The following is a 23,853-nucleotide window of genomic DNA, read 5'->3' as shown; positions in this document are numbered from 1 at the left end:
CGAGAAGGACCGACCCGCCGCCTCCTCGCAGTGGCAGACGCTGGGCTCAGGCCATCCGCTGCGGACCGAGTCCGGGCCCGTGGTCAAGGCGAGGATACGCACTGACCTCCGTCAAGACCGGGGCGCGGCGGCCAAGGTAGAAATGGTCGCGGCGGTTGCGTATGGGGAAGATCTGATCCGATGACGACTGTGCCCTCGCGCGCCGCCCGGCAGGGCGGCCTATCCTTGTCACAGGCGCTGGTTCGGCGCATCGTCGACAGCGTGGCCGAGGGCCAGAAGTACCACCTGAAGGTGGTCTTCGCCGACGGCAGCGTTCACCACAGCAGCCGGCTCGGAGAGCCGGACATCACGATCATCTTCCGCAAGACCTCCGCGCAATGGCGGATGGCGTTCGGCGGCGTCTTCGAGTTCCTCGAGTCGTACTTCAGAGGCGACGTCGACATCATCGGCGAGCACGGCCTGCGCCGGTTGATCCACCTCGGCTACCGCAGGCCGTTCGGGCGGTTCGAGCATCCGCTGACGTGCCTAAAGCGGCACTGGCTCGAGTGGCGCCAGAACAACCGGGATCGCGATCAGGCCAGGCGCAATGCCACCTTCCACTACGGCCTGCCGATGGAGTTCTTCCATCTCGTGCTTGGCGAGACGTACGGTTACAGCGAGGGGCTCTGGACCGATGCGACGCGCGGACTCGACCAGGCGCAGCACGACAACTTCGATCTCATCTGCCGCAAGCTGCGGTTGCAGCCGGGCGACAGGCTGGTCGAGGTCGGCCCGGGCTGGGGCTACATGTCCATGCTCGCCGCGCGGAAGTATGGTGCCGTGGTGACGGCCTATGGACTCGTCGCCAGCCAGAACGACGGCATGCGCCGGCTGATGCAGGCCCGGGGCTTCCGCGGCGACCTCACGCTTGTCGAGAAGGACCATCGCGACCTCTCCGACGAGCCCGGCCGGTACGACCGCTTCGTGTCGATCGGCGTGCACGAACACGCGGGACGCGACTGCAACGAGGCGTGGATTCGCAGCATCGCCCTCGGGCTGCGGGCCGGTGGCATCGGCCTGATCTCCGCCACGTTCAACATGCAGGCGCGGCCCACCAACTACTGCACGATCAAGCACATCTTCCCCGGCGGCTACATTCCCAGCCTGGCACAGACGCTGTCGCTGATGGAAAGGCATGGGTTGAACCTGCTCTCGATCGAGAACCGGTCGTACCACTACCACCGCACGGTGGTCCATTGGCTCACGAACTTCGAGACGAACTGGGAGCGCATTCGCTCGATAGACCCCGCCCGATTTGACGAAGCCTTCCGCCGGGCGTGGCTTTTCTATCTGGGCGGCGCGGCAGAAACCTTCGAGGCTGCGCAGGAAACTATCAACTGCTACCACGTCACGTTCGTCAAGGGGCACGGCACGGATGCCGATCCGCGTTGATGGCGAGCGACTCGCCAGGTCCATGGCCGACGAGCTGGCGGTGGCTGACCGCAACTTGCTGGCGTCGGCGCCGGTAAGCCACGCCCGGACGGGCGTTCCGCCGAGCCGCGATGTCATCCCACCTCCCGTTCGAGAAGCCCGTCATGCGCGGGCAACGACATGAGCAGTGCAACACCCGCCACCGCGGAAAGGACGGATGCCGCGAAGATTCCCAGCTTCGCGCTGTTGACCAGACTCGAGTCGAAGGCCAGATTGGCAATGAAGAGTGCCATCGTGAAGCCGATTCCGGCGAGCACCCCCCCGCCAGCCAGTGATCTCCAAGTCAGATCCGGGGAGCGCACGGCGATGCCAGAGCGCACCGCCAGCCATGTGAACGATAGGACACCGATGGGTTTGCCAAGAGCGAAACCGACGAACACCGCCAGCGTGACGGAGGTGCCGAGACCCTCCGAAGACAGCGGCAGGCCGGCGTTGGCGAACGCGAAGAGCGGCATGACCACGAAGGCGACCCACGGGTGCAACTGGATTTCCAGACGCTCGACCGGAGACAGCGCCTCGCGCGCTGCGATCTCGGCCATCTGCAAGGTCTGACGACCCTTGGTGTCGCCGCTTCCGTGGTCGCCGGCTGGATGCGCTACGACCTGGTTCAAGATGCCGTAAAGACGCTCGTCGGTGACCCATCTGCGGGCCGGCGTCATCAACCCCAGTACCACGCCAGTCAGCGTTGCGTGGATGCCCGATGCGTCCACCGCGAGCCAGATGAAAGCGCCCGCCAAGGAGTAAAGCGCAAGACTTCGTATGCCGATCAACGCCATCCCGTGAACAAGCACGATGCCGAGCGCGCCCAAGGCGAGCGCGCCCCAGGCCACGTGGCTGCTGTAGCCGATGGCGACGACAAGAATCGCACCGAGATCATCGACGATCGCCAGCGAGAGCATGAACACGCGCAGGCTCTGCGGGATGCGCGATCCCAGAAGCGCAAGGCAGCCGATGACGAACGCGGTATCGGTTGCCATGACGGTGCCCCAGCCGCTTTGGCCCGGTTGGCCCGACTGCAGCACCAGATAGAGCGCGGCCGGCACCAGCATCCCACCGAGCGCAGCGGCAATGGATAGCGCGGCCACGCGCGGCTTGTTCAGTTCGCCCAGGACCAGCTCTCGCTTGAGCTCCAATGCGACGACGAAGAAGAACAGCGTCATCAGCCCATCGTTGATCCACTCCCGCAGCGAGCGGGCGAATGTCCACGTGCCGATCTGAAGACCGATCGGCGTCTCCCAGATCTGCTCGAACTGGTGCGCCCAGGGGGAGTTGGAGATCAGCAGGGCGGCGACCGTGAGCAGCAGAAGAACGACTCCCCCGGCGGCCTCGATGCGAAAGAACCGGGTCACCCGTCTTGTGAGCCGATCGACCAGTTCCTTCGGCAGTTGAGTGGTTCCGGTCGTGACGGTTCGGTCTTCACTCATGGTCAGTGCCTGGGATGCATTGCAACGGAAGGATCGGGAGGGCTGAAGCCCGTGCCGCAGGCCGATCAGCTGCGCGGCGCCGCAGTTTCTTCGAGGTGAAGGGTCAGCTGCGACGTGGGCGCGAGACCGAGGGCACGGGCCTCCTGGTCCCAGTGCGACAAGTCCGCCGCATCAATGCCGGCACGCGCCGCCCGTGCCAAGGTCCGCTGCACCAGTTCCTGCGCCGCTTTCGCCACGGCCGGCGGCGCGTTGTGAACCAGCGCGTCGAGATGGCGCAGCAGCTGCCGCATGACGTCGAACTGCTCCGCGCTGCAGCGGGCAATCGGCTCGTAGGCGATGGCCACCAGCGCCGCCGGTGACGCCGGGGCGGCCGTGACGCGGTCGCGGACCTTGGCGTCGGCGTCCTCCGGCGCGCTGAAGGTCTGCACCAGCAGGCGCGTCTGGCTGCCCAGCACGGCGATCGCCGTGCCGGGGTCGTTGACCGCGGGCGACAACGCACGCTGCGCGATCTCCGCCAGCATGATCAGCCCGTAGGCGGCGTCCTGCTCGATGGTGCGCTCGGCCCCAATCACGAAGGCCTTGCGCACGCCAGTTTCCAAGGCGTCGCGACCGTCGTCGTCCGCCATCGTCAGCAACCAAGCCAGCGGCGACATCGGGTGCACCAGGTCCCCGGGACTCGCGCTCACGTGAACCTGTCCATCGCACCCTTCTGCGAGCGCCTGCAGTGCGTCCACGTCGACGAACTGCACGTGGCCCGTGAGCGTCGAGCGCACCGGCTTGGCGCCGGCCGGTGGCTCGGCGGCAGCGCGCGCGCCACTCAGGGGTGCCCGGGCATAGCGCCCGAGGGTCTTGCCGGTGGCGCGCTCGACGGTTTCGATGGTGTGCGACACGCGGCCGATACGCGTCAGCACGTCGATGTAGCTCATGAACGAGACCACGACCCAGGCCAGCACGCCCAGCGTGCACATGAACAGCGCCATGCGGCCGGGCGCGCCGTAGCGGCCCGTTCCCAGCGCGATGAAGCCGACGATGGAGAAGATGAAAGCGGCCAGGAACACCGCCACCGCTTTTTGGGACCGCGGCTCCGCCACGACCAGCCGGGTCGCGCTCGGCGTGCCGGCGTTGGCGGCCGACGCGTAGGCGTTGACGAGCACCGACAGCGAGAAGGTGCTCACCGCCAGCATGCTGGACGCCATGATGCGCAACAGGTCGTCGACCACTTCGGTCTGGAACGGAGGCAGCCAGTCCGAGGGCACCCAGAGATCGGCCAGCGCCGAGGCGAAAGCCGCCCCCACGGCCGCCGCGCTCCAGACTGCCGGGCGCCACCACAGCGTCTGGCGGACACGCCCCCACAACAGTCGAATTCGGTTCAGGTCGGGCATCGAAGCGATGGAGACTGCTCGGAGCAAGCGGCGCTCTGGGTTTCGAGCATGGCGCCAGCGTATCCGAAACCGTGCCGCCCTACGCGGGACTGCCATTGATCGTGCGCAACCGCCAAGTCGCACCAACGGCGCAGCCTCGGACTGTTGGTCTCGGCGTCTCGCCAAGAGTGGCCATGAGATCCGTGACGAGCCTGCGGGGGTTGGGGCGTCGTGGCCGGCGTGGCTCGTCTGTACGTTGCCGAACAGACTGCGCGGCGTCATGCGCGCAAATTTTGAATGATGAGGTGCCCTTTCCCCATCAACAGGAGCCGAATCATGAATTTCCGCAGCACACTTTCCGCCGTCGTGACCGGCGTCGCCATCCTGACCACCTCCGGCTGCGCAGTCGTGCGCGGACAGGAAAGCGCTGGCGCCTATGTCGATGACACCACGATCACGACCCAGGTCAAGGCCCGCATGCTCGACAACCCGGCCGTCGCCGGCACCAGCATCAGCGTTGAGACGCTGAATGGCACCGTGATGTTGTCCGGCTTCGCCAAGAGTGCCACCGAGAAGGCCACCGCCGAGAAGATCGCTCGCGGCGTCAACGGCGTGAAGGCGGTCAACAACGAGATCGCCGTTCGGCCCTGACCGCGGTTCGGGCCAGGTCGCGACGGGTTGCATGGGCTCGCCCGGGCATCGGGCGTCGACTTTCAAGGAGATTCGAATGAACTGGGACCAGATCGCGGGGAACTGGAAGCAAGCTCGAGGCAAGGCCAAGGAACAATGGGGCAAGTTGACCGACGACGATCTCGATGTCGTGGCCGGGCGGCGCGATCAGCTGGCCGGCAAGATCCAGGAACGATACGGCGTGGCCAAGGACAAGGCCGAGGAGCAGCTTGCCGAATGGGAACGCAAGGCAAGCGACTCGTGGTTCTCCACGGACACGAAGAAGTAGAGCCTTGCGCGCGCGCAAGCGCGTTCAGGTTCAACGACTCGGCGGCTCGGTGAGCGGCCGACCAGGAGTGTCACCATGCTGCGTTACGCCATCGTCTTTCTTGTCATCGCGTTGATCGCCGCCGTGCTGGGCTTCAGCGGCATTGCAGCCAGCGCTGCAAGCGTTGCGAAGATCCTCTTTGTCGTCTTCCTGATCCTCGCAGTCGCCAGCTTCATCTTCGGCCGCGGCCGACGTTGACGCCACCATTGGTGCGGCCATCGATCTTGCGCAGGTTTTGGCGAGCGGGGTCGCTCGTTGCGCGACCGCTGCTGCCTTGGTCCGGCCGAGCGCAATTTCCCATGCCGCGCTGCGAGTCGCGAGAATCGAATGAGTGAAGATCAGCATTCGGCAGGTGATGCGCTCCCTTCGGGCTGCGAGCTGATCGAAGTCCACGTCACGGCGCTGAGGCAGCTCTTCAATGCGATCGATGCATCACCATTCCGCGAAAGGGACCTGGATCCGGGGGCAGATGAGTTCATCGTCGGATGGGCACGTGAAGCTTCGCACGGTGCACCTCTGGCACTACTGGTGTCTCTGGACAGGGATCCAGGCCCGGCCGACGAGCCGGCTGCCCTGCGCGACACCATCCATGCGCACTTCAGCCATCGGGCGAGGATCACGAGGAGTCGCCTGCGTCAGTTGCTCGGCATTGGTCGCATCAGTCTTCTTCTGGGGCTGGGATTCCTGGCCATCGCCGTCGGGCTGGGCGACCTCGTCGCAAGCGCGATGAAGGGTCGGCAGGTGGGCGAACTGCTGAGGCAGGGCCTGGTCATCTGCGGCTGGGTCGCCATGTGGCGTCCCTTGGAGATCTTCTTGTACGGCTGGTGGCCGATCCGCGCGGAGGCCCGGCTCTACGACCGGCTGAGCGCGATGCCCGTTCGCATCCTCTACAGAGGCACGGACCAACCTGACGCCTGGCGCCACGACTGGCCGGTGGTGCTGCCGACGCAAGTCATCCCGCAGAAGTCGCCGCCGCATGCCGCATCGGCTGAACGCATGGCGGAGCCGGCAGTGGACAGCAGCGTCCCCGAGCGGCAACCGATTGGCTCGGTGGCATATGACACCTGTTCACCCAGCCGAAGACCAGGGGGAAGCAGAGCTCAACGTTGACGCGCGGCTGCCCTGACCGGCAATGAGGCTCGGCGGCCTCACGTACCGAGCCATCGGCCACCGATGCTGAGGGTGTGGCCACAGGACGCGCATCCCAAGGCAATGGCCGACGTGGCAATTCGCCGTGAAGACCACGCTGCCCCGCATCTATCACGCCGATGGATTCCCCAGGCATGGCGCGGGTCAGATCCCCGGGGTGCAGTGCAGCGCCAACAGGCGCTCAGAGCGGCATGCCGGCCCTCCTCGTCGGGCACGCGCCACGACCGAGTCTTGGAGTCCTCCTCCTGGTGCGCACGCCATCGTTCTTCGTTCGCATCAACGACCCCCACAGTGGGCATGCCGGTACCGGACAGTCGACAACGGTCGCTCCTGGACGGGTCCGGGTTCTCCCCGGACTCGCCATGACCTGACGCAGGCGGCCGATGGCCGCGTCCCGGAAGTCGGCTTCCTGGCGTGGCCTCGTACTCACACCATCGGCCAATTGCAGTCGTTCAAAATGCGCGAGGCCGTACGTTCTTGGAGATCTGGAGCAGCGGAAAGTCCAGGCTTTCGAGCAGTGCCGGCCTTGCCGCGCTCGGGTCGTTTGCAGTGTTCAACGGCCGGTAGGTGCGCGCTTTGGCGAGGTCATCTCCGGTCTTGCGCACGCATCGGTCGGCCGGTGGAGGCCGATCTGGCGGTCGAGCGCCGTGTAGTAGCGCGCATCGCTGTCGGCCAGTCGACGGAGTCGCTCGATCGCATACCATCGGCCATTCACCACCACGCCAGCGATTTGCCGAACGTTACCGACGTAGTCGAGCGGGTTGGCGCGCAGCAGTACCAGATCGGCCCGCTGCCCAACCGCGACCGTTCCGGTCTCCCCGGGACGTCCAAGCAGCCGGAAGGCCGTCTGCGTCGCCGACTTCAGCACGTCGCCAGGCGGCAACCCGATCTTGTTCAACTCGATCATCTCGTCCGGCACCGAGGATCCGTACGCCACGCCCGGGATGGTTGCGTCCGTACCGACGACCAGGGGAACGCCCCGTTTCCACAGTTCGCGGGCGATGACGCGCTGGAAGTCATACGCCGGCGGGATCAGGGCGGCATTCGGCTGATCGCGAAATTCGTCGCGCAGGTACCGGTTATTGGGTCCTAGCCAGCGCGACAAGAGGAAGGAATCCACGTATCGCAAGTCCGCCGGCGGCGGCAGTGGAACGCACCGAGACGCATACATCTGGACAATGTTTCGGCTGGTGACGAGAGTAGTAACCACGGCCTGCCCCGCAGCCTTCACGCGATTTGCGAGTTCTATTGCAGCGCTAAGTTGGAGGCCAGGCAGGCCGTATGTTCCCAGTTCCTCCAGATGGGCGATGCCGTCAAGCCGAGCCACGAAAGCGTCGTCGGGCGTTGCGCAATTGGCGCAGCCGAGCTCTGGTAAGTGCCCGACCGCGCGCAGCCCTAACTCATGCGCCGTTCGCACTACCGCATTGAACGTCTCGCGATTCAGGAATGTGTAAGGCTTGATGAAGTCGTAGCCCTGCTGCTTCGCTCGTGTGACGCGACGCCGGCCGTCCTCCGCGGTACGTGGCGATTCGATCGTCGACGCAGTGCCGCGGTCTTGATCAGCGTCGGCGCCATCGATAAGGTCGCCAACGAGCAGGCGTGGACCGATTATCTCGTTGCGGTCCACCAAAGTCCTTAGCTCCAGCTCGTCGCCGCCACCAGGTGTCAGAGTTCCAAACGACACTACAGTCGTGACTCCGTTCAGCAAGAAGGCGCGCAGGAGACGGCGATCGAACGAATGTGCAGCGCCCAAGCGCCGCCTTCCCGATGTCAGGGTGAAGTCGCCGCGGGCGATCAGTCCGTCGATCACTCGCTGTGTCGCGAGATGCGCGTGACCATCTACGAGACCCGGGATCAGGAACTTGCCGGTGCCGTCGATGACGACGCCGGTCGGGGTGGCCGCGCCCCGTTTCTCCGGCTCGACGCGCTCTATTCGGCCATCGCGCACGACGACCGTGTGGTGCGGGCGCGCGATGGCGGCATCGACATCGATGACCGTGACGTTGCGGATCACGAGGACGGATGCGTCGGGTGCCGCGCTTGCCGAACCCGCGTACATGAGCACGAGCGCGATCACCGCGAACAGCGTCGACATTCGCGCAGTCATTCATAGCTCCTGGGATGGGGCATGCCGCGCGCTTGGATGAAGGTAAATCGCGGGTGCAAAGGAATCGCCCAAGGACCGCAGGTTGGCGGGCCGCGCGTCACTCGGTATGTCCTGAGCGAGTTGGCGCGACCAATTCTAGTCATCGCTACCGTCGGCTTTGGGTCGAGACTTCCATTTCGCCCAGTTTGAAAGCGCTCTTCTCGAGTGCGCGCCGCGCGAGCAACGCAGCGGAGGACCAGGACGCACTGCGGTCACCCGTCGCGCCGCCGGGCCACTGACTGCTCATGATGGCCGCGCCACTCGGCCGCCAGCCTCGAATGTCCGTGCCCGGTCTTGAACGGGCATAGCGAGCACTCGAACTCCCGATGTGGCGCTCACACATTGCTAAGGCAAGTTGCACGTTTTCGCCCTGTCCTACCTATCGTCCATACTTGCAGTGCCGTCTGGTGACGCTGAACCACTCGACCGTTGAATCGCTGAACCGACGCTCAGTTGCCCAACAAGGCGCACAACTGGCGTGCAAAGACGGGGCAAGAAGGGCTCGGAGCCGCTCAGTTGCCAGAACTCACCGCGTGCTTGCTACACGGGGCGATGCGCTAGTCGATTGAGTCCGATGTTGATGCGGTGGCCAAAATATGGGACCAAGACGACACTTCCCCGACACACAAATGCAGCACGGGCCGGGCGGATCCTCAATGGATTGGCCACGTTATGGGTTACGAAGTGGTCAGCTTATGAGGGGAAGCGCACATTGGTTTCCAAGACGTCCGGAAAGCCTTAGAGATTCAACGCTCTGGGGCCTGCTTCATGTCCCGCGGAGTTCCTGCAGGTCGCCTGAAATCCGGCCGGTGGTGCAGTCTCCTGAACAGTCACTCGACTGCGCCTGCTCGAAGGGGCAGCGGTTACTGCAGCGGCCCGGACCCTGGTGTCCTCCGACTCGACGATCGAGGCCATTCGGACCGGAGTGCCATGGTGTACCTCTCCACCACCATTGCCGCAACAGTGTCGCGCCAGACGATCGACCCATAATTGCGCGTCACGAGCGGTGCCGAGCAGCAGCAGCGCCGCGTGGAGGAGCGAATGACCGAGACGGCTGACGACGCCGGTGCCGCGGCACAGGATCCCGCTTGGCGCACGTTCGCACGCCACCATGCGTTCGTGGTCGGCATCGATGCCTATGCCAACGGCATCGCACCGCTGCGCACCGCCGCGGGCGACGCCCGCCGCCTGTGCGAGTTGCTGGCGCGGCAGCACCACTTCACCGTGCATCCGCCGCTGATCGACGAGGGGGCCTGCGGGGCACCGCTGCGCGAACTGTTCGGCACGACGATGAAGCAGGCGGTCGGCCCCGACGACCGCGTGCTCTTCTACTTCGCCGGCCATGGCATCGCGGCCGACGGCGACGATGGCCCGGCCGGCTATATCGTCCCCGCCGACGCCGAGCCGGCCAGGCTCGACACCTTCATCGCGATGGCCGAGCTGCAGGCCGCGCTCGACGCGCTGCCGTGCCGGCACCTGCTGCTGATCCTCGATTGCTGCTTCTCCGGCGCGTTCAAGTGGTCCAGCCAGCACCGCGCCATCTTCATGACGCCCAAGCGCATCTACCCGACGCGCTTCCGCCGCTTCGTCGAGGACCCGGCGCGCCAGGTGATCACGTCGGCGGCGCACGACCAGAAGGCGCTCGACGTGCTGCACGGCAAGGCCACCGGCGAGCGCGGCAGCCGCCGCACCGAGGACGGCCGCGAACATTCGCCCTTCGCCGCTGCGCTGTTCGATGCCCTGGAAGGGGCCGCCGACGTCGCCCGTGGCGAGCAGCAGGAAGGCGACGGCATCATCACCGCGACGGAGTTGTACGCCTACATCCGCGACCGTATCGAGCCCGCCACCGAGGCCACCGGTGAACGCCTTCGGCAGACGCCCAGCTTCTTCCCGCTGAAGGGGCACGACAAGGGCGAGTTCATGTTCCTGCATCCGCACCATCGGCTGAACCTGCCGAAGATGGAACCCGCGGATTCGCCATACAAGGGGCTGGATTCGTTCAACGAGGCCGACCAGCACCTGTTCTACGGGCGCGACCGCGTGGTCGCTGACCTGCGCCAGCGTGCGCTGGACGCGCAGCAGCGGTTGCTCGTCGTCGCCGGTCCCTCGGGCACCGGCAAGTCATCGGTGATCAAGGCAGGGCTGCTGCCCGAACTCCGCAAGGCGGGCCTGGAGATCCTGCCGGTCATGCGCCCAGGCGCCCAGCCGCTCGCTGCGCTCGAACGTGCGCTCGAAGGCGCCACACGGCCCTCGGTGCTGCTGATCGACCAGTACGAGGAGGTGGTGACGCGCTGCGGCAATGCGGCCGAGCGTCGGGAGTTCGACGAGCGCCTGTACCACCTGCTGGAGCAGGGCGACAAGGTGCAGCGCCTGATCCTGACCGTGCGCTCCGACTTCGAGCCGCAGCTGAACACCGGGATGCTCGCGCGGCACTGGGCCCGCGGACGCTGCTCGGTGCCGCCGTTCAGCCCGGAGGAACTCCGCGAGGTCGTCGTGATGCCGACGCTGCAGGCCTCGATGATCTTCGAGCCGCCGGAGCTGGTCGACACGATCGTCGGCGAGGTGGTGCAGTCGCCGGGCGCGCTGCCGCTGCTGTCCTACGCGCTGTCGGAGCTGTTCCGGGCCTACCAGGCCAGCGGCCGCGAGGACCGGGCGCTGACGCGCGCCGACTTCGACCGCCTCGGGGGCGTGATGGGCGCGCTGCGCACCCGTGCCGACGCGTTGCACGACGAGTTGCCGCCGTTGCCGGACCGGGAGGTGCTGCGCCGGGTGATGCTGCGCATGGTGTCGCTGGAGGGCGATCTCGCCGGCCGGCGCGTCGCCACCTCGGACCTGGTCTTCGACGACGCCGATGCGGCCACCGTCGAGCGGGTGATCGAACGGCTGGTCGACGCGCGGCTGGTGGTGCGCGGCGCCGAGTCGGACGTGGCGGGCGATGGCACGACCCACCGTAGCGACCACATCGAACCCGCACACGACGCATTGGTCCGGGTGTGGCCGCGCCTGCGCGCCTGGATCGATCAGGCCGGGCGCGAGAACCTGATCCTCGGCGCGCAGGTCGAGGCCGCGGCCAAGGCGCTGGACCGCCATCGCGACGCCGGCTACCTCTGGCACGACAACGCCCACCTGCCCGCGGTGCTGGCCGAGCTGCACAAGCCTCACTGCTGGTTCACCGCCGGCGAAGCGGCGTTCATCCGCCGCAGCGAGCAGCGGCGCAAGGCGCGCCTGATGCGCCGGCGGGCGCTCGCGCTGGCGACCTTCACGGTCGTCGGCGTGCTGGGTGCGTGGGGCTGGTTCGAGCAGCGGCTGGCGGCCGGGACGATCCGGGAGGCGCAGGGAATGACCGACCGGCTGCTGTTCGACGTCATGGGCCGGTTGCAGGCGATCCCGGACACACGCGACGTGCGCGTCTCACTCGTCGAGCAGGTCAAGACGCTGCAGGACCGCCTGAGCGACATCGGCGCCCGGGCGGACCACAGCACGAGATACTGGACCGCCGTGCTCGACGGCGATCACGCGGTCGAGCACAGCGAATACGACAAGGCGCGCAGCCGCTACCAGGATGCGATCGAGCTCATCGGCACGGCGGTCGAGCTGGACGCGAACTGGCGGCGAAACGGGTCGCTGGTCTACAGCAAGGTCGGCGAGCTGGAAATGAAGCGCGCCGAGGCCGCAGGCGAGGACCCGGACCTGCGGGCAGCGGCGCAACCCTACGAACGGGCGCTGGCCATCGACAGGCAACTGGTCGCGGAGAACCCGGACAACCCCATCGTCCTGCGCGACCTGTACGTCAGCCTGTACCGCCTTGCGGATCTCGCCCATCGGGACGGCCGCGAGACGCCGGAAGGCCTAGAGGGTGCGGAGAAGGAACGTGCGGAGCAGCAGCAGCGCGCCAGCCGGGAGCGGGCCAGCGAGCTGTACACCGAGGCTCGTGAGGTGGCGGCGCGCCTGCGGGCCTGGCCGGCGGCGACGGGCGGATCGTCGCGGCACCACGATCCGGATCAGGCCCAGCGCGACCACATCAACACGACGCTGCAGATCGGCCACATCGCCTTCGTCCTGTGGGAACGACATGCCGAAACGGCGCACCGCAGCCGTAGCCTCGCCGAGTACAGGTCCGCATTGAACCAGGCCCGCGACGCGCCAGGCGCCGTCGCCAAGGAGGCGGCGCTGATGGAGGACCTGGCGATTGCAGCGCAGCGCGTGGCGATGCTCCGCATGCACGACGGCGAGGCGGCGCTGGATGCGGCGCGCAACGACGCGCTGCATGCCATCGAGTGGGCGACCCAACTGATGCCCGAGCCGCCCACCGTGGACCGGCGATCGGTCGTCGCCCAGGCCTTGCACTACGAGTCGCAGCTCAATCTGGCACGGATCGAGGCGCGCCGCAAGCGCCCCGACTTGGCCCGCACCGCCCTCGAGCAGGCAGCACGGATCGCGCGGGATCAGGCCGGCACGAACCGCGCGTGCACGGACCCCCAGCAGGTCTGCTGGAGTGATCTGGAAGCGGCGGCCTGGATGGAGATCGGCCACCTGGAGGCCGACCAGCGACGCCGGAGCGCAGCCCGGCAGGCCTTCGACCGGGCACAACGTGTCGCCGCCGAGCCCGGGCTGAAGAGCAAGGCGCAACGCTGCTTCGCTGCACCGAAGCTGCCTTGCCCCACCTGAGCCGCCGCGCTCCGGCGGCGCCCGCTGCCGGGCTACTTGGCGCTGAAGACGACCTTGATGAGGCTCTTCTGCGTGGCGAGCACGGCGCTCTTCGGGGGCCTGACGAACAGGCGCGCCGCGCCTTGAGCGATCAGCAGCTCGAGTGCATCCCAGGAGGACGCCGGGTCGGGTTGACCCGAGGGCGACTCTGCAAAGGCGAGCCTGACGCCCGACGCGTCGGCCCGACGCTGGACCGACGCCACCGCAGCACGCACCACATCTTCGACGTGCGTGCCGGCCTCCTCGCACTCGGCCTCCAGGTCGTCGATGTCGAGGTCGTCCTCGTCGTCGCCATCGTTGTCATCGCCCAGGGCACACATCAGGATCTCGACCAGGTCTTCCGACGACACGGCACCGTTCAGGTCGGCGAGTCCGCACTCGATGAGGTCGTCGTCGTCGAGTTCATTCTGCAGCAGGGCGCTGACCTGAGCCTGGCTCAGGTTGTCCATCTCGAGGTCGGGGTGGCGTGCCATCGCTGGCGACTGACCCAGCCCCAGTGCGACCGCGCAGGTCGCCACCAGGGCACGCAATCGAGGTGGGCGCGCGCGGGTCGACTCGTTCACTGACTTCTCCTGAATCCGACGATGACGGGCGCGTCGACCACGCATCGCGTCGACGTCGCGGCGCAGTGTAGTTGCCGGCGGTGCTGAACGGTAAGCCCCCGCCGCGGGGCGGCGCGGCTGCGCCGGCGACGAACTAGGGGGGAGAATTCGTCCAGTGCCACTCGACGCGCCCGGTCGAACGCTGCACGATGCGCAGCGGCCGCACGCACGCGGACGCCATGAACGGCCACCAACGCAGGATCGACACCCATGACCAGCCAAGTCCGCGCTCTGCTCATCGGCATCAACGACTACACGCCGCCGGTGCGTCCGCTCGGTGGCTGCGTCAACGACGTGGAGCGCCTGCACGGCTGGCTCAAGTCCAGCGTCGGGCCGCGGCTTGCCGCGGAAGTGCTGACCAACGGCGATGCCACGCGCGCCAACGTGCTGAAGCTGTTCCGTGAACACCTCGGCCGCGCCGAGGCGGGTGACGTGGTGCTGGTGCACTACTGCGGCCATGGCGCGCAGTCCGGCTCGGCCGCCGAGTTCCTCGAGTTCTATCCAGACGGTCTCGACGAGGGCCTGGTGCTGGCCGACAGCCGCGCCCCTGGCGGCCACGACCTTGCCGACAAGGAACTCGCACTGCTGATCGCCGAACTGTCGCGCAAGGACGTGCACCTCTCGTTCATCCTCGACTCGTGCCACAGCGGCTCGGGGACGCGCAGCGTCGATGCCTTCGCCGGCTTCCAGTCTCGGCTCACGCTGGGCGACACCGCCACCGCGCGCCCGCTGGAGACCTACCTCGATGGTGCCTACCGGCTTCGCCGTGCCAAGGGGCAGGCGCTGCGCCCGCCGCCGGGCCGCCACATGCTGCTGGCCGCCTGCAACCGCGGGCAGGAGGCCAAGGAGTCGATTGCCCGGCGCTCCGGCGTGTTCAGCATGACGCTGGTCGACGTGCTCGAGGCCAGTGGCGGCAACCTGTCCTATGCCGACCTGTTCGTGCGCTGCCGCTCCGCGGTGCGGCAGCTCGCGAAGGACCAGGACCCGCAGTTCGAGCCGATCGGCGGGTTCGACGCCTGGAGCGGCTTTCTGGGCGGCGCCGCCGGCTCGCGTGCCCTGCGGCACAGCGTGTTCTTCGACGGACCGGCCGGTGCGTGGAAGGTCGATGCCGGCGCGATCCACGGCCTCGGCGATGCGCCGGACCGCGCCATCGGCCTCGCCCTATACGACGAGAAGGACCAGAGCCGCGCCGCCGGCACCGCGCACACGATCGAGATCGGCGCGCAGTCGTCCATCGTCATGTTCGACGGCAACGAGACACCGCCAGCCGATGCCCGCTTCCGCGCCGCGCTGACCAGCATGCCGGCGGCGCCTCTGCTGATCTACTGCGATGCCGATGCGGCCAGGCGCGGGGCGCTGCAGCAGGCGCTTGACGATGCCGCCGCGGGCGCCGCGGGCGCGCCGCTGGGCGGCTCCGGCGTGGTGCTCAGCGGCGACCGCGACGGCCTGCGCCACGGGCTGCTCGAGCGGGACGGCGCGCTGGTGATCGTGCAGCTCGACGCCGGCGCGGAACTCGGCCGCGAACGGATCCAGCGCGGCGATGTCGCCGGTGCCCTTGCCAGACTGCGCCCGACGATGAACACGATCGCGCAATGGGAGCGCCTGCTCAGCCTGCGCAACCGGGCTTCGCAAATCGCCGACGACGCGATCGAATTCGTGCTGGCCGAGGCACTCGCCGGCGGCGGTGAGTTCGTGCACGAAGACGGCAGCGCGACGCTGGAGTGCAGTCTGCAGGGCGGCGAGTGGCAGGAGGTGCGCGCCCGCGTGCGGATGCGCAACCGCAGCGGCCGGCCCTTGCACTGCGTGCTGCTGCACTTCAGCGCCGACTACGGCATCCAGGTGCTGGCCAACGACCCCGTCCCCAGCGGCGACGCCTGGATCACGCTCTACGGCGACAGCTCGGAGCACAGCTTCTTCCTCGACGAGGCGCCCGACGGAGAGGGCATGGTCGAGGCGCTGGAGCGCTTCAAGCTGCTGGTGAGCAGCGAGCCGGTGGACAGCTTCCACTTCGAGCAGGAGGGACTCGGTCCGCGCACGCGGGGCATCGGCGTGCGCAAGTCGCAGAAGCCACGCCAGCAGGACTGGCTGATCAAGGACCTGCGCGTGCGCATCGTTCCGCGCATCGATGCCATCGGTGCGCAGGCCTGGGCCTCGGCCGACGGCGCGATCACGATCAAGCCGCACCGCCGGCTGCGCGCCAGCCTCAACTTGGCGAGCGCCCGCCCGGCCACGCGCGGCCCCGGCGAGGACCTGGCGTTCGTCGCCGCGTTCGAGGGCGCCGGTCTGGCGGTCGCCACCCTCTCGAACTCGCGCTCCGCCGCCGGCGCGCCAAGCGTGATCGAGCTGACCGGCATCCAGGGCGAGGAGTCGCTCGCCGCCGAGCCACTGGAGATCGAGGTTCGCCAGGCGCTCGCGGACGACGAAACGCTGCTGACCTTCGCCTGGGATGGCCGACACGTGATCCCCTGCGGCCAGGTCGTTCGCGACGGTGACCTCACCCGCGTCACGATCAACGCGATCCCCGACGCGCCGTCGGACCGGCGCAGCCTTGGCGGCTCGCTAAAGCTCTACTTCTTCAAGACCTACCTGAAGCAGACCGACCTGAACCGGCTGCGCTGGATTGACTACAAGTCCGACGGCCGCTGGGCCTACCGCGAGGACGGCCTGCCCGGCAAGGTGGCCGCCGCGAAGCGCGTGCTGCTGATGGTGCACGGCATCATCGGCGACACCGAAAGCATGGCCGCGGGCGCCCCTCAGATCGGGCTGCACGAGAAGTTCGACCTCGTGCTGACCTACGACTACGAGAACCTCAGCACGCCGATCGGCGAGACCGCGCGCACGCTCAAGCGGCAGCTCGCGGAGATCGGATTGCAGGCCGGCGACGACAAGCACCTGACGCTGCTGGTGCACTCGATGGGCGGCCTGGTCTCGCGCTGGTTCATCGAGCGCGAGGGCGGCAACGAGATCGTCGACCACCTCGTGATGTGCGGCACACCGAACAACGGCTCGCCTTTCGGCCGCATCGACGGTGCGCGCAAGATCCTCGGCGTGCTGCTCGGTCTGGCGGCGAACTACGCGCCGCCGCTGCTGCCGTTCACCGCGCCGGTGCTGATGCTGCTGAACCGCACGCAGAAGGTCACGCCGACGCTGCAGCAGATGGACCCGGGCTCCGACTTCATCCGCGAGCTCAACGCCAGCCCGGATCCCGGCATCCCGTACACCATTCTCGCCGGCAACGTCGACGAGTACCGCGAGCCGACCGACGACGTGTTCGCCAAGCTGGTGGCCAAGCTCGGCCAGAGCGTGGTGTTCGATGCGCTGTTCGCGATGAAGGCCAACGACATCGCCGTCAGCATCGACAGCATCACGCGCATCGGCGCCACGCGGGCCAAGGTGCCGGCGGCGCAGCAGGTGGCGTGCCACCATCTCAACTATTTCGTCTCGGCCGCGGGGCAGAAGGCGCTCCAGACCGTGGCCTGGTAGCCGGCGATGGACATCCCGGTGCGGGAATCGGTCGCGGCCGAGGCTCTGCAGCAGTTCGGCGTCGCGTTCACGCTGGACCAACACGCTCGCGACGAGGCGCAGCACCCGCCCCTGACCTTCAGGCACTGACCGGATGACCGCCCCCGATCTCCTCTTCGAAGCGCTGCCCGCCGGCTACGGCGATGCGCTGCTGGTCACCTGCAGCGTCGACGGCCGGCCGTGGCGGATGCTGGTCGACACCGGGCCCGACGAGAGCTGGCCGATGCTGCGCACGCGGCTCGCGGCAGTCCCGCTCGGTGCGGACGGCAAGCGGCGGATCGACCTCGCCGTGATCAGCCACATCGACCACGACCACATCGGCGCTACGAGGCAGCTTTTCGACGACCGCGAACTCGGCCTCGACTTCGGCGACGTCTGGTTCAATGCGCCACCGACCCGCGGCGTCGCGGAAGGTGCCGCGCTGGCAACGCTGCTGCGCGCGACTGGCCGGGCGCTGCCGTGGAACCTGGCATGGCACGGCGGACTTGCCGTCACGCCAGTCGAGCGCCCATTCGTCGAAGTGCCCGCCGGGCCGCATGCGCCGAAACTGACCCTGCTGTCGCCGACGGCCAAGGGGCTCGAGACGCTGTTCGCCGTCTGGGAGCGCGAGCTGGCAAAGCTCGGCCGGCGCCCGCGGGTCCGGCCGCGGCACGCCTCACGCGGACTCGTGCAGCCGGGCGTCGCCGAACTCGCGGACCGCAAGACGCCGCTGGACCGAGCGCCGGCCAACGGCTCGTCGATCGCACTACTGCTCGAACATGCCGGCGCCTCGCTGCTGCTCGCCGCCGATGCGCACGCGCCGGTGCTCGTCGCGGCGCTCGAGGCGCTGGCCGCGCACCGCGGCCAACCATTGCCGCTGCCGGTGGACGTGTTCAAGCTCAGCCACCACGGAAGCCGCGCGAACATCACGACGGCGCTGCTGCGCACGGTGCGTGCACAGCACTACGTTGTCAGCACCAACGGCGCGATGTTCGACCACCCGGACGAGGAGGCGATCGCCCGCACGGTGTGCGAGGGCCCGGGCGGCCACACGATCTGGTTCAACCATGCGAATGAGCACTCGGCGCGCTGGGCGGCGACGCCGCTGAACGCGTGGCGCTGCAGCGTCGTCGAGCCCGAAGCCCCGGGCGGCGTGCGGCTGGAGGCGCGTGGCGGCCGCTGGCGTGCCACGGCGGCCGCGTGAACGAACGACGACCGACACTGTTCCCACCACGAGACAACACAGGAGAGCACGACCATGGCAACGAAGGCGAAGAAGGCCCCGGCGAAGAAGGCCCCGGCGAAGAAGGCAGCAGCGAAGAAGGCAGCCGCGAAGAAGGCAGCCGCGAAGAAGGCAGCAGCGAAAAAGGCCCCGGCAAAGAAGGCTCCGGCAAAGAAGGCCCCGGCGAAGAAGGCGGCAGCGAAGAAGGCACCCGCGAAGAAGGCCCCGGCGAAGAAGGCCCCGGCGAAGAAGGCGGCCCGCAAGGTGGCCGCCAAGAAGGTCACTGCGAAGAAGGTTGCAGCCAAGAAGGTCGCCCCGAAGAAGGTCATCGCCGGGAAGACGCCCGCCGCGCGCAAGGCGCCGACGAAGCGAGCACCGCGCAAGACCCTTGCCGGCCTGGGCTACGACCCGGCGCGCCAGCTGGAGAAGCTTTCGCCCCCGGACGAGTTTGCCAGCAGAGGTGCCAGCGACAGTGTCGACGTCAATACCGTGCTCGGCGAGTTCTTCGCGATGCGCCGCGACGAACCGCTCACCGAAGAGCGCGCCGCGGAAGCCGCGCAGGAACTCGGCATCGAGGTGGCCGCGCTGAAGGCGATCGCGAAGGTCGAGTCCGGCGGTGCGGGATTCGACGCCCAGGGTCGGCCGAAGATCCTCTACGAGCGCCAGGTCTTCGCGCGCTGCTGCTCGCCCAAGGGACGCTTCAACGCCGAGCATCCCGACATCTCGGCGCCTACCGGCTACGGCCGCGGCAACTATGGCAGCCCCGACTCGCAGTGGACCAAGCTTGCGCGCGCGTTCCAGCTCGACCAAGACGCCGCACTGAAGGCCTGCTCGTGGGGCACCTTTCAGATCCTCGGCGAGAACTACAAGAGCAGTGGCTTCCCCGACGTGCGCTCGTTCGTCGCCGAAATGTTCGCGTCGCCCGCCGGGCACCTGCGCGCGCTGGTTCGCTTCATCCGTGCCAACCCATTGATCCACCGGGGCCTGAAGAACCGCAAGTGGGACGACGTCGCCCGGGGCTACAACGGACCGGGCTACAAGGAGTTCAGCTACGACACGAAGATGGCCCAGGCCTACGCGCAGTTCGCCGCCAAGGGCTGAGACCCGCCGGCGCCGCTCGATCGACGACGCACGGAGCGCACCGCCGAAATGCCGTGATCGAGACCGTGCGGCGGGGGTGCCGCCTTGTCGGGGGCAAGTCGCTTCGGAGCGGACGACAAGCGTTCCCACCCGCGGGTTTGCCGTGGACCACGACCATCCTTTCGCTCGGGAGGTTGTTGCCCTTTCCACGCCATGGCGGTTCGCGAGGCGGCTACCGGGTCGGGCTGGTGACGCTGCTCTGGGGTCAGGCGAGGGCCGGCCTGACCAACAGCACTGAGCCGGGTGAGCAGCGCAGGCGCATGCAGGTGGAGACCAACGCCACATAGTGCGAGCTGGCAGACAACGAATGCGGCCGACTTGTCTTGACCGGCTCGGCGGTTGCGGTGCCGTTCGCCGACGCGCTCGCAGCAAGCATCGTTGTGCCCGAGATGCTCAAGCGCGCGATCGGCCGCTACTACCTGAGCGAGTCGAAAACTCGGGCTTGTTTGCTGGGATTGCAGTCGCCAACCAGATCAGGCACTGCTCAGGTGCGACGTCTCCGCGGTCTGCGAACGGCGCCCGCGCAATCGCTGGGGTAGCTCTGCGTGGCATCGAACTTGCGCGACAACAGGGCCACCGCTTTGCGGCTGTGGCACCGGACAGGATCTGCACCCTTTGGGGCCCGTCGAATGGGCCTGACCCGAATGACGGAGATGCGGCGTAGATCAGTCCTCGAGCCCGGGACCCGCCACTGACCGCTAACGCTGCGAAGCAGTCTGCGGACACTTGGCCATCCGATCTGCGGACTCGTGCAGGTTTCGCGCTCACTGAAACGACCCTCACCGTGCGTCAGGCAAGTTCTTCGATCGCGCCGACGGTTCGGTCGAGCTCGTCCACGATCGCGGTGCGGCCGTGGGACACGAAGGCCCGAACCAGCGCGCGGTAGTACCACAGCGAACCCTCCTTGCCGGCCCTGAAGCGCGTCCACAGCGATGGCCCTTGCACGCGCAGGTCGGCGAGGATCGATCGCGCGTTGTGCAGCTTGTCGGAGGCCGACACGAGCCGTACCGACCGCGACGCCTGGGCCAGATGCGCCAGGTACGCTTCCTTGCGCGGCCTCCAGTCCGGCTTGGGCTCCTCGTAGGAATCGGTGCACCCCTCGACGATGTCGGCCACCGCCTCACCGAACCGTGCGCGGATCAAGGCCAGCGTCGGCTTGCCGCCGGCGTCTTCGACTGCATCGTGCAACAAGGCCGCGATGGCTTCGTCCTCATTCGCCCCGTGCTCGAGCGCGAGGCTGGACACGGCGATCAGGTGCGACACGTAGGGAATCATCGTTCCCTTGCGGAACTGCCCGTCGTGCAGCTTCCTGGCGAGCTGCAGGGCATCGGCATATCGCTGGGTCAGCATGAGGCGCCTCCCTGCTTGGCCTTGCGGATGGCGCGATCGGCAATGCTCTCCGGAAGATCCGGGTTTTCCGACAGGAACTCGCGATTGAGCAACAGGCTCGTGATGAGCTTGTCCGCCGGATCGCGGGTCCGTTCCACCAGCTCGCTTGCACTCAGCCGCCGGTGGGGCGGAACGCCCTCGTCGATCTCTCGCTGCCGAAGGGCCTGCATGCGAAGAAGGTGCTTTGCCGCCGCCACCAGGCGGGCCGGGCTTGCTGCCATGAGTCGCTCCTTTCTTGGACATCCAAACAAGTCTGAACACCGCCATCCTGGCATCCAGATGGCTCATGCCATGAGCCACCCACCTCCGATACTGAATCACCCAACCCAGGAGGTGCCCCATGACCCAGACCATTCCCGTGCCCGCCGCCTTGTCCACCCGTGTGCTCCTCCAGCCGCTGCGAGCCGGCCTGGTCGAAGGGCAGGACACCACCGTCGATGTGCTCGTGCGCGTGCAGGCGCCCGACGCGCCCGCAGGGCAGTTCCCCGACCGTGCGCCGCACGCCCTGGCGCTCGTGATCGACAAGTCCGGCTCGATGGCCGGCCAGCCGCTGGCCGAGGCCATCCGCTGCGCGCGCATGGTGGTCGACCGCCTGCGCCCCGTGGACAGCGTCTCTCTGGTCGAGTTCGACGACTGCGTGCGCCGGCTCTGGCCTGCCGTGCCGCGTGGCGACGGGACGGCGTTGCACCGGGCGCTGGACGGTGTCCACGACGGTGGCTCGACCGATCTGCACGGCGGCTGGCGCGAGGGCGCGGAGACGCTGGCCGATGTGGCCGGCAGCGGGCTCAAGCGCGTGGTGCTGCTGTCCGACGGAGCGGCCAACCAGGGGCTGCAGGACCCGCGAGCCATCGCGACTCAATGCAGCGAGTTCGCTGCCCGCGGCATCACCACCAGCACCTACGGGCTGGGCAACCACTTCAACGAGGAGCTGATGGTGGCGATGGCCCGCGCCGGCGCGGGCAACAGCTACTACGGCGACACCGCCGAGGACCTGGCGGAGCCGTTCCAGCGCGAGCTCGATCTGCTGGGCAACCTGTGCCTGAGTGATCTCCAGATCAGCCTCCAGGCGCCCGCCGGCGTGCAGACCGAGATGCTCAACGACCTGCCGCGAACCGCGGCGGGGTGGCGACTCGCGGATCTGGCGTGGGGCGCCGAAGCCTGGGCCGTGGTGCGCGTGCGGGTCCCCGCGTCCCAGGCATCTACGATCGGTTCGTCGGTCTCGGTCCTGAAGGTGCGGGTCGCAGGCCTGGAGTCCGACGGGACGGCCATCGATCTGGAGCGCGTCGGGCTGACCTTGCCCGTGCTGACCTTCGCCGATTGGGCGCGTTTGCCCGAGGATCCGCTGGTCGCGCAGCGGCTGGCGGAGATCGAGGCGTCGGCCGTGCTGCAGCAGATGCGCCATGCCGCAGGGCAGGGCGACTGGTCGTCAGTCGACCGCATGCTGGAGGATGCACAGCGGCGCTTCGGCGGCCACGAATGGCTGGCAGCGGTGCTGGAGTCGATGAAGCAGACTGCCGCCAGCCGTTCGCGCGAGCGGCTGCGCAAGGAGGCGCTGTATTCCGCGAGCAGCATGAACTACCGGCTCAGCGACAAGGACGAGCAGATCCACTTCTCGGCGGTCGACGAATCGACCTCCAAGCCGTCGTATCTTCGGCGCAAGCCCACGCAGGGGAAAGGTCGGCAGTGACGGACTGGTTCGAACGCATCACCGGCTTCAAGGAAGCGGACTACGAGGCCACGCGCGCCAGGCTCGCCGTCGAGGACGGCCGGCTCGTGTCGGACGCTCACGACCGGCGGTACGCGGTCGGTCGGCTCGAACTGCCGAGCCTGGCCGACCTGCGCGCTCGGGCGTCGGCCTTGCTTCAGTGCGCAGCACGAACGAAGCTGCGGGCGGTCATCGGCGACGTCCGCGCCCTGCACCGCGACCCCGTCCATGCCGGAGCGCTCTTCCAGGTGGCCTCGCAGTTCAACCTGCTCGAGATGACCGGCCCGTCGGTGAGCCCGGAAGAGGGCGTGACGCGCTACATGCACGACCGCACCCAGGGGCCGGCCTGCGCCATCGCGGCGGGTGCCGCCACGATTTACCGCAACTACCTGGTGCCGATCGGCAGTGAGCAGGGGCAGACGCGGCAGCGGCAACTCGACGCGCTGGCGCCGCTGGGCGAGGCCTTGTCGGCCGCGCTGCGCCGGCCCGTGCGCTCGTTGTGGACGATGCGCAATGGCTATGCGTTGTGCACGCCGGAGGGTCTGGCGGCCATCGGCGACATGCTGGGGCGCGCCGATGAAGCCACTCGCGACGGGCTGCGGTCGCGGCTGCGCATCGGCCTGCATCATGACGTCGAGGTCACGGACGCCGATCCAGCACAGGCGCAGTTCGTCACGCAGGCGTTCTGCTCCGCCTTGCCCGTGGCGTATACGACCATCGCGCCGGCCATCTGGAAGCCGTTCGCCATGCTGGTGCTGGAGGCGGCTTACGAGGCCACGCTGCTGGCAGCGGCGATCCGCTCGGCGCAGGGGCAGCCGCGCACCGTGTTCCTGACCAGCCTCGGGGTCGGCGCCTTCGGCAATGACGAGGCGTGGATCGATGCTGCACTCGAGCGTGCGCTGCGGCGGGTCGATCACGCGGGGCTGGACGTGGCGATCTTCAGCCACGGCTCGCTGCGCAGCGGGTTGCACAGGCTGGTCGAGCGCTTCCAGTGAGCGGGAGTTTCGCAGCAGAGCCAGCAGAGCCAGCAGAGCCAGCAG

18 protein-coding genes are annotated in these 23,853 nt (G+C 68.0%); 12 read left to right on the top strand and 6 right to left on the bottom strand.

What is annotated here, in order from left to right; translation table 11 throughout:
* Nucleotides 1–291 precede the first annotated feature (291 nt).
* On the top strand, nucleotides 292–1,431 hold the full coding sequence (locus Q0599_RS05085; protein WP_298826578.1) for a class I SAM-dependent methyltransferase: 1,140 nt from the start codon (nucleotides 292–294) through the stop codon (nucleotides 1,429–1,431).
* A gap of 113 nt (nucleotides 1,432–1,544) precedes the next feature.
* Here the strand turns inward: Q0599_RS05085 and nhaA are convergent, their stop codons facing one another.
* Together nhaA and Q0599_RS05075 are read right to left on the bottom strand one after the other, a co-directional pair.
* On the bottom strand, nucleotides 1,545–2,894 hold the full coding sequence (gene nhaA / locus Q0599_RS05080) for a Na+/H+ antiporter NhaA (protein WP_298826575.1): 1,350 nt from the start codon (nucleotides 2,892–2,894) through the stop codon (nucleotides 1,545–1,547).
* 65 nt (nucleotides 2,895–2,959) lie between these two features.
* A complete protein-coding gene (locus Q0599_RS05075) occupies nucleotides 2,960–4,276 on the bottom strand; it encodes a DUF2254 domain-containing protein (protein WP_298826573.1) in 1,317 nt (438 codons plus the stop codon).
* Between the two features lie 315 nt (nucleotides 4,277–4,591).
* On the opposite strand from Q0599_RS05075, the gene Q0599_RS05070 reads away from it, so the two are divergent.
* The 4 genes from Q0599_RS05070 (at nucleotide 4,592) to Q0599_RS05055 (ending at nucleotide 6,362) form a co-directional block, all read left to right on the top strand.
* Nucleotides 4,592–4,906 (top strand): BON domain-containing protein, encoded by a 315-nt coding sequence (locus Q0599_RS05070; protein ID WP_298826571.1) that lies wholly within the window; start codon nucleotides 4,592–4,594, stop codon nucleotides 4,904–4,906.
* A gap of 76 nt (nucleotides 4,907–4,982) precedes the next feature.
* Nucleotides 4,983–5,213, top strand: a complete 231-nt coding sequence (locus Q0599_RS05065; protein WP_298826568.1) for a CsbD family protein — start codon at nucleotides 4,983–4,985, stop codon at nucleotides 5,211–5,213.
* A 75-nt stretch (nucleotides 5,214–5,288) separates the two neighbouring features.
* Entirely contained in the window at nucleotides 5,289–5,450 is a 162-nt protein-coding gene (locus Q0599_RS05060) for a DUF1328 domain-containing protein (protein WP_298826565.1), read from the top strand.
* Between the two features lie 129 nt (nucleotides 5,451–5,579).
* Complete coding sequence (locus Q0599_RS05055) at nucleotides 5,580–6,362, top strand: hypothetical protein (protein WP_298826562.1); 783 nt, start codon at nucleotides 5,580–5,582, stop codon at nucleotides 6,360–6,362.
* 592 nt (nucleotides 6,363–6,954) lie between these two features.
* Here the strand turns inward: Q0599_RS05055 and Q0599_RS05050 are convergent.
* Nucleotides 6,955–8,496, bottom strand: a complete 1,542-nt coding sequence (locus tag Q0599_RS05050; protein WP_298826559.1) for an amidohydrolase family protein — start codon at nucleotides 8,494–8,496, stop codon at nucleotides 6,955–6,957.
* A 1,092-nt stretch (nucleotides 8,497–9,588) separates the two neighbouring features.
* Here Q0599_RS05050 and Q0599_RS05045 point away from each other — a divergent pair.
* Complete coding sequence (locus Q0599_RS05045; RefSeq protein ID WP_298826556.1) at nucleotides 9,589–13,215, top strand: caspase family protein; 3,627 nt, start codon at nucleotides 9,589–9,591, stop codon at nucleotides 13,213–13,215.
* 32 nt (nucleotides 13,216–13,247) lie between these two features.
* On the opposite strand, the gene Q0599_RS05040 is transcribed toward Q0599_RS05045, so the two are convergent.
* On the bottom strand, nucleotides 13,248–13,817 hold the full coding sequence (locus Q0599_RS05040; RefSeq protein ID WP_298826553.1) for a hypothetical protein: 570 nt from the start codon (nucleotides 13,815–13,817) through the stop codon (nucleotides 13,248–13,250).
* 249 nt (nucleotides 13,818–14,066) lie between these two features.
* Between Q0599_RS05040 and Q0599_RS05035 the strand changes: the two genes are divergently transcribed.
* From Q0599_RS05035 to Q0599_RS05020, 4 genes are read left to right on the top strand one after another with little or no spacing between them, the layout of a single operon-like run.
* Nucleotides 14,067–17,339: a caspase family protein gene (locus Q0599_RS05035; RefSeq protein ID WP_298826550.1), complete on the top strand. Its 3,273-nt coding sequence runs from the start codon at nucleotides 14,067–14,069 to the stop codon at nucleotides 17,337–17,339.
* Nucleotides 17,340–17,345: 6 nt separating this feature from the next.
* Entirely contained in the window at nucleotides 17,346–17,468 is a 123-nt protein-coding gene (locus tag Q0599_RS05030; protein WP_298826546.1) for a hypothetical protein, read from the top strand.
* Between the two features lie 4 nt (nucleotides 17,469–17,472).
* Nucleotides 17,473–18,561 (top strand): hypothetical protein, encoded by a 1,089-nt coding sequence (locus Q0599_RS05025; RefSeq protein WP_298826544.1) that lies wholly within the window; start codon nucleotides 17,473–17,475, stop codon nucleotides 18,559–18,561.
* A gap of 54 nt (nucleotides 18,562–18,615) precedes the next feature.
* Nucleotides 18,616–19,680, top strand: a complete 1,065-nt coding sequence (locus tag Q0599_RS05020) for an N-acetylmuramidase family protein (protein WP_298826542.1) — start codon at nucleotides 18,616–18,618, stop codon at nucleotides 19,678–19,680.
* An 828-nt stretch (nucleotides 19,681–20,508) separates the two neighbouring features.
* On the opposite strand, the gene Q0599_RS05015 is transcribed toward Q0599_RS05020, so the two are convergent.
* Together Q0599_RS05015 and Q0599_RS05010 are read right to left on the bottom strand one after the other, a co-directional pair.
* Nucleotides 20,509–21,069: an HD domain-containing protein gene (locus Q0599_RS05015; protein WP_298826539.1), complete on the bottom strand. Its 561-nt coding sequence runs from the start codon at nucleotides 21,067–21,069 to the stop codon at nucleotides 20,509–20,511.
* Complete coding sequence (locus tag Q0599_RS05010; protein WP_298826537.1) at nucleotides 21,063–21,329, bottom strand: hypothetical protein; 267 nt, start codon at nucleotides 21,327–21,329, stop codon at nucleotides 21,063–21,065. Before Q0599_RS05010 ends, Q0599_RS05015 begins: the two co-directional genes overlap by 7 nt.
* Before the next feature lie 119 nt (nucleotides 21,330–21,448).
* On the opposite strand from Q0599_RS05010, the gene Q0599_RS05005 reads away from it, so the two are divergent.
* Both Q0599_RS05005 and Q0599_RS05000 read left to right on the top strand, forming a co-directional pair.
* On the top strand, nucleotides 21,449–22,795 hold the full coding sequence (locus Q0599_RS05005) for a VWA domain-containing protein (RefSeq protein ID WP_298826534.1): 1,347 nt from the start codon (nucleotides 21,449–21,451) through the stop codon (nucleotides 22,793–22,795).
* Nucleotides 22,792–23,808, top strand: coding sequence for a hypothetical protein (locus tag Q0599_RS05000; protein WP_298826531.1), 1,017 nt, complete (start codon nucleotides 22,792–22,794; stop codon nucleotides 23,806–23,808). Before Q0599_RS05005 ends, Q0599_RS05000 begins: the two co-directional genes overlap by 4 nt.
* Nucleotides 23,809–23,853: the final 45 nt, after the last annotated feature.

Source organism: uncultured Piscinibacter sp., from assembly GCF_937952055.1.
Taxonomy (GTDB): Bacteria; Pseudomonadota; Gammaproteobacteria; order Burkholderiales; family Burkholderiaceae_C; genus Piscinibacter.
This window is presented reverse-complemented; position numbering and strand designations above follow the sequence as displayed.

Bases quoted from the DNA above. Each gene is read 5' to 3' on its own strand.
- Q0599_RS05020 (WP_298826542.1), top strand. From the start codon at position 18,616: ATGGCAACGAAGGCGAAGAAGGCCCCGGCGAAGAAGGCCCCGGCGAAG.
- Q0599_RS05055 (WP_298826562.1), top strand. From the start codon at position 5,580: ATGAGTGAAGATCAGCATTCGGCAGGTGATGCGCTCCCTTCGGGCTGC.
- Q0599_RS05045 (WP_298826556.1), top strand. From the start codon at position 9,589: ATGACCGAGACGGCTGACGACGCCGGTGCCGCGGCACAGGATCCCGCT.
- Q0599_RS05030 (WP_298826546.1), top strand. From the start codon at position 17,346: ATGGACATCCCGGTGCGGGAATCGGTCGCGGCCGAGGCTCTGCAGCAG.
- Q0599_RS05025 (WP_298826544.1), top strand. From the start codon at position 17,473: ATGACCGCCCCCGATCTCCTCTTCGAAGCGCTGCCCGCCGGCTACGGC.
- Q0599_RS05010 (WP_298826537.1), bottom strand. From the start codon at position 21,329: ATGGCAGCAAGCCCGGCCCGCCTGGTGGCGGCGGCAAAGCACCTTCTT.
- nhaA (WP_298826575.1), bottom strand. From the start codon at position 2,894: ATGAGTGAAGACCGAACCGTCACGACCGGAACCACTCAACTGCCGAAG.
- Q0599_RS05035 (WP_298826550.1), top strand. From the start codon at position 14,067: ATGACCAGCCAAGTCCGCGCTCTGCTCATCGGCATCAACGACTACACG.
- Q0599_RS05005 (WP_298826534.1), top strand. From the start codon at position 21,449: ATGACCCAGACCATTCCCGTGCCCGCCGCCTTGTCCACCCGTGTGCTC.
- Q0599_RS05075 (WP_298826573.1), bottom strand. From the start codon at position 4,276: ATGCCCGACCTGAACCGAATTCGACTGTTGTGGGGGCGTGTCCGCCAG.
- Q0599_RS05050 (WP_298826559.1), bottom strand. From the start codon at position 8,496: ATGTCGACGCTGTTCGCGGTGATCGCGCTCGTGCTCATGTACGCGGGT.
- Q0599_RS05060 (WP_298826565.1), top strand. From the start codon at position 5,289: ATGCTGCGTTACGCCATCGTCTTTCTTGTCATCGCGTTGATCGCCGCC.
- Q0599_RS05065 (WP_298826568.1), top strand. From the start codon at position 4,983: ATGAACTGGGACCAGATCGCGGGGAACTGGAAGCAAGCTCGAGGCAAG.
- Q0599_RS05015 (WP_298826539.1), bottom strand. From the start codon at position 21,069: ATGCTGACCCAGCGATATGCCGATGCCCTGCAGCTCGCCAGGAAGCTG.
- Q0599_RS05070 (WP_298826571.1), top strand. From the start codon at position 4,592: ATGAATTTCCGCAGCACACTTTCCGCCGTCGTGACCGGCGTCGCCATC.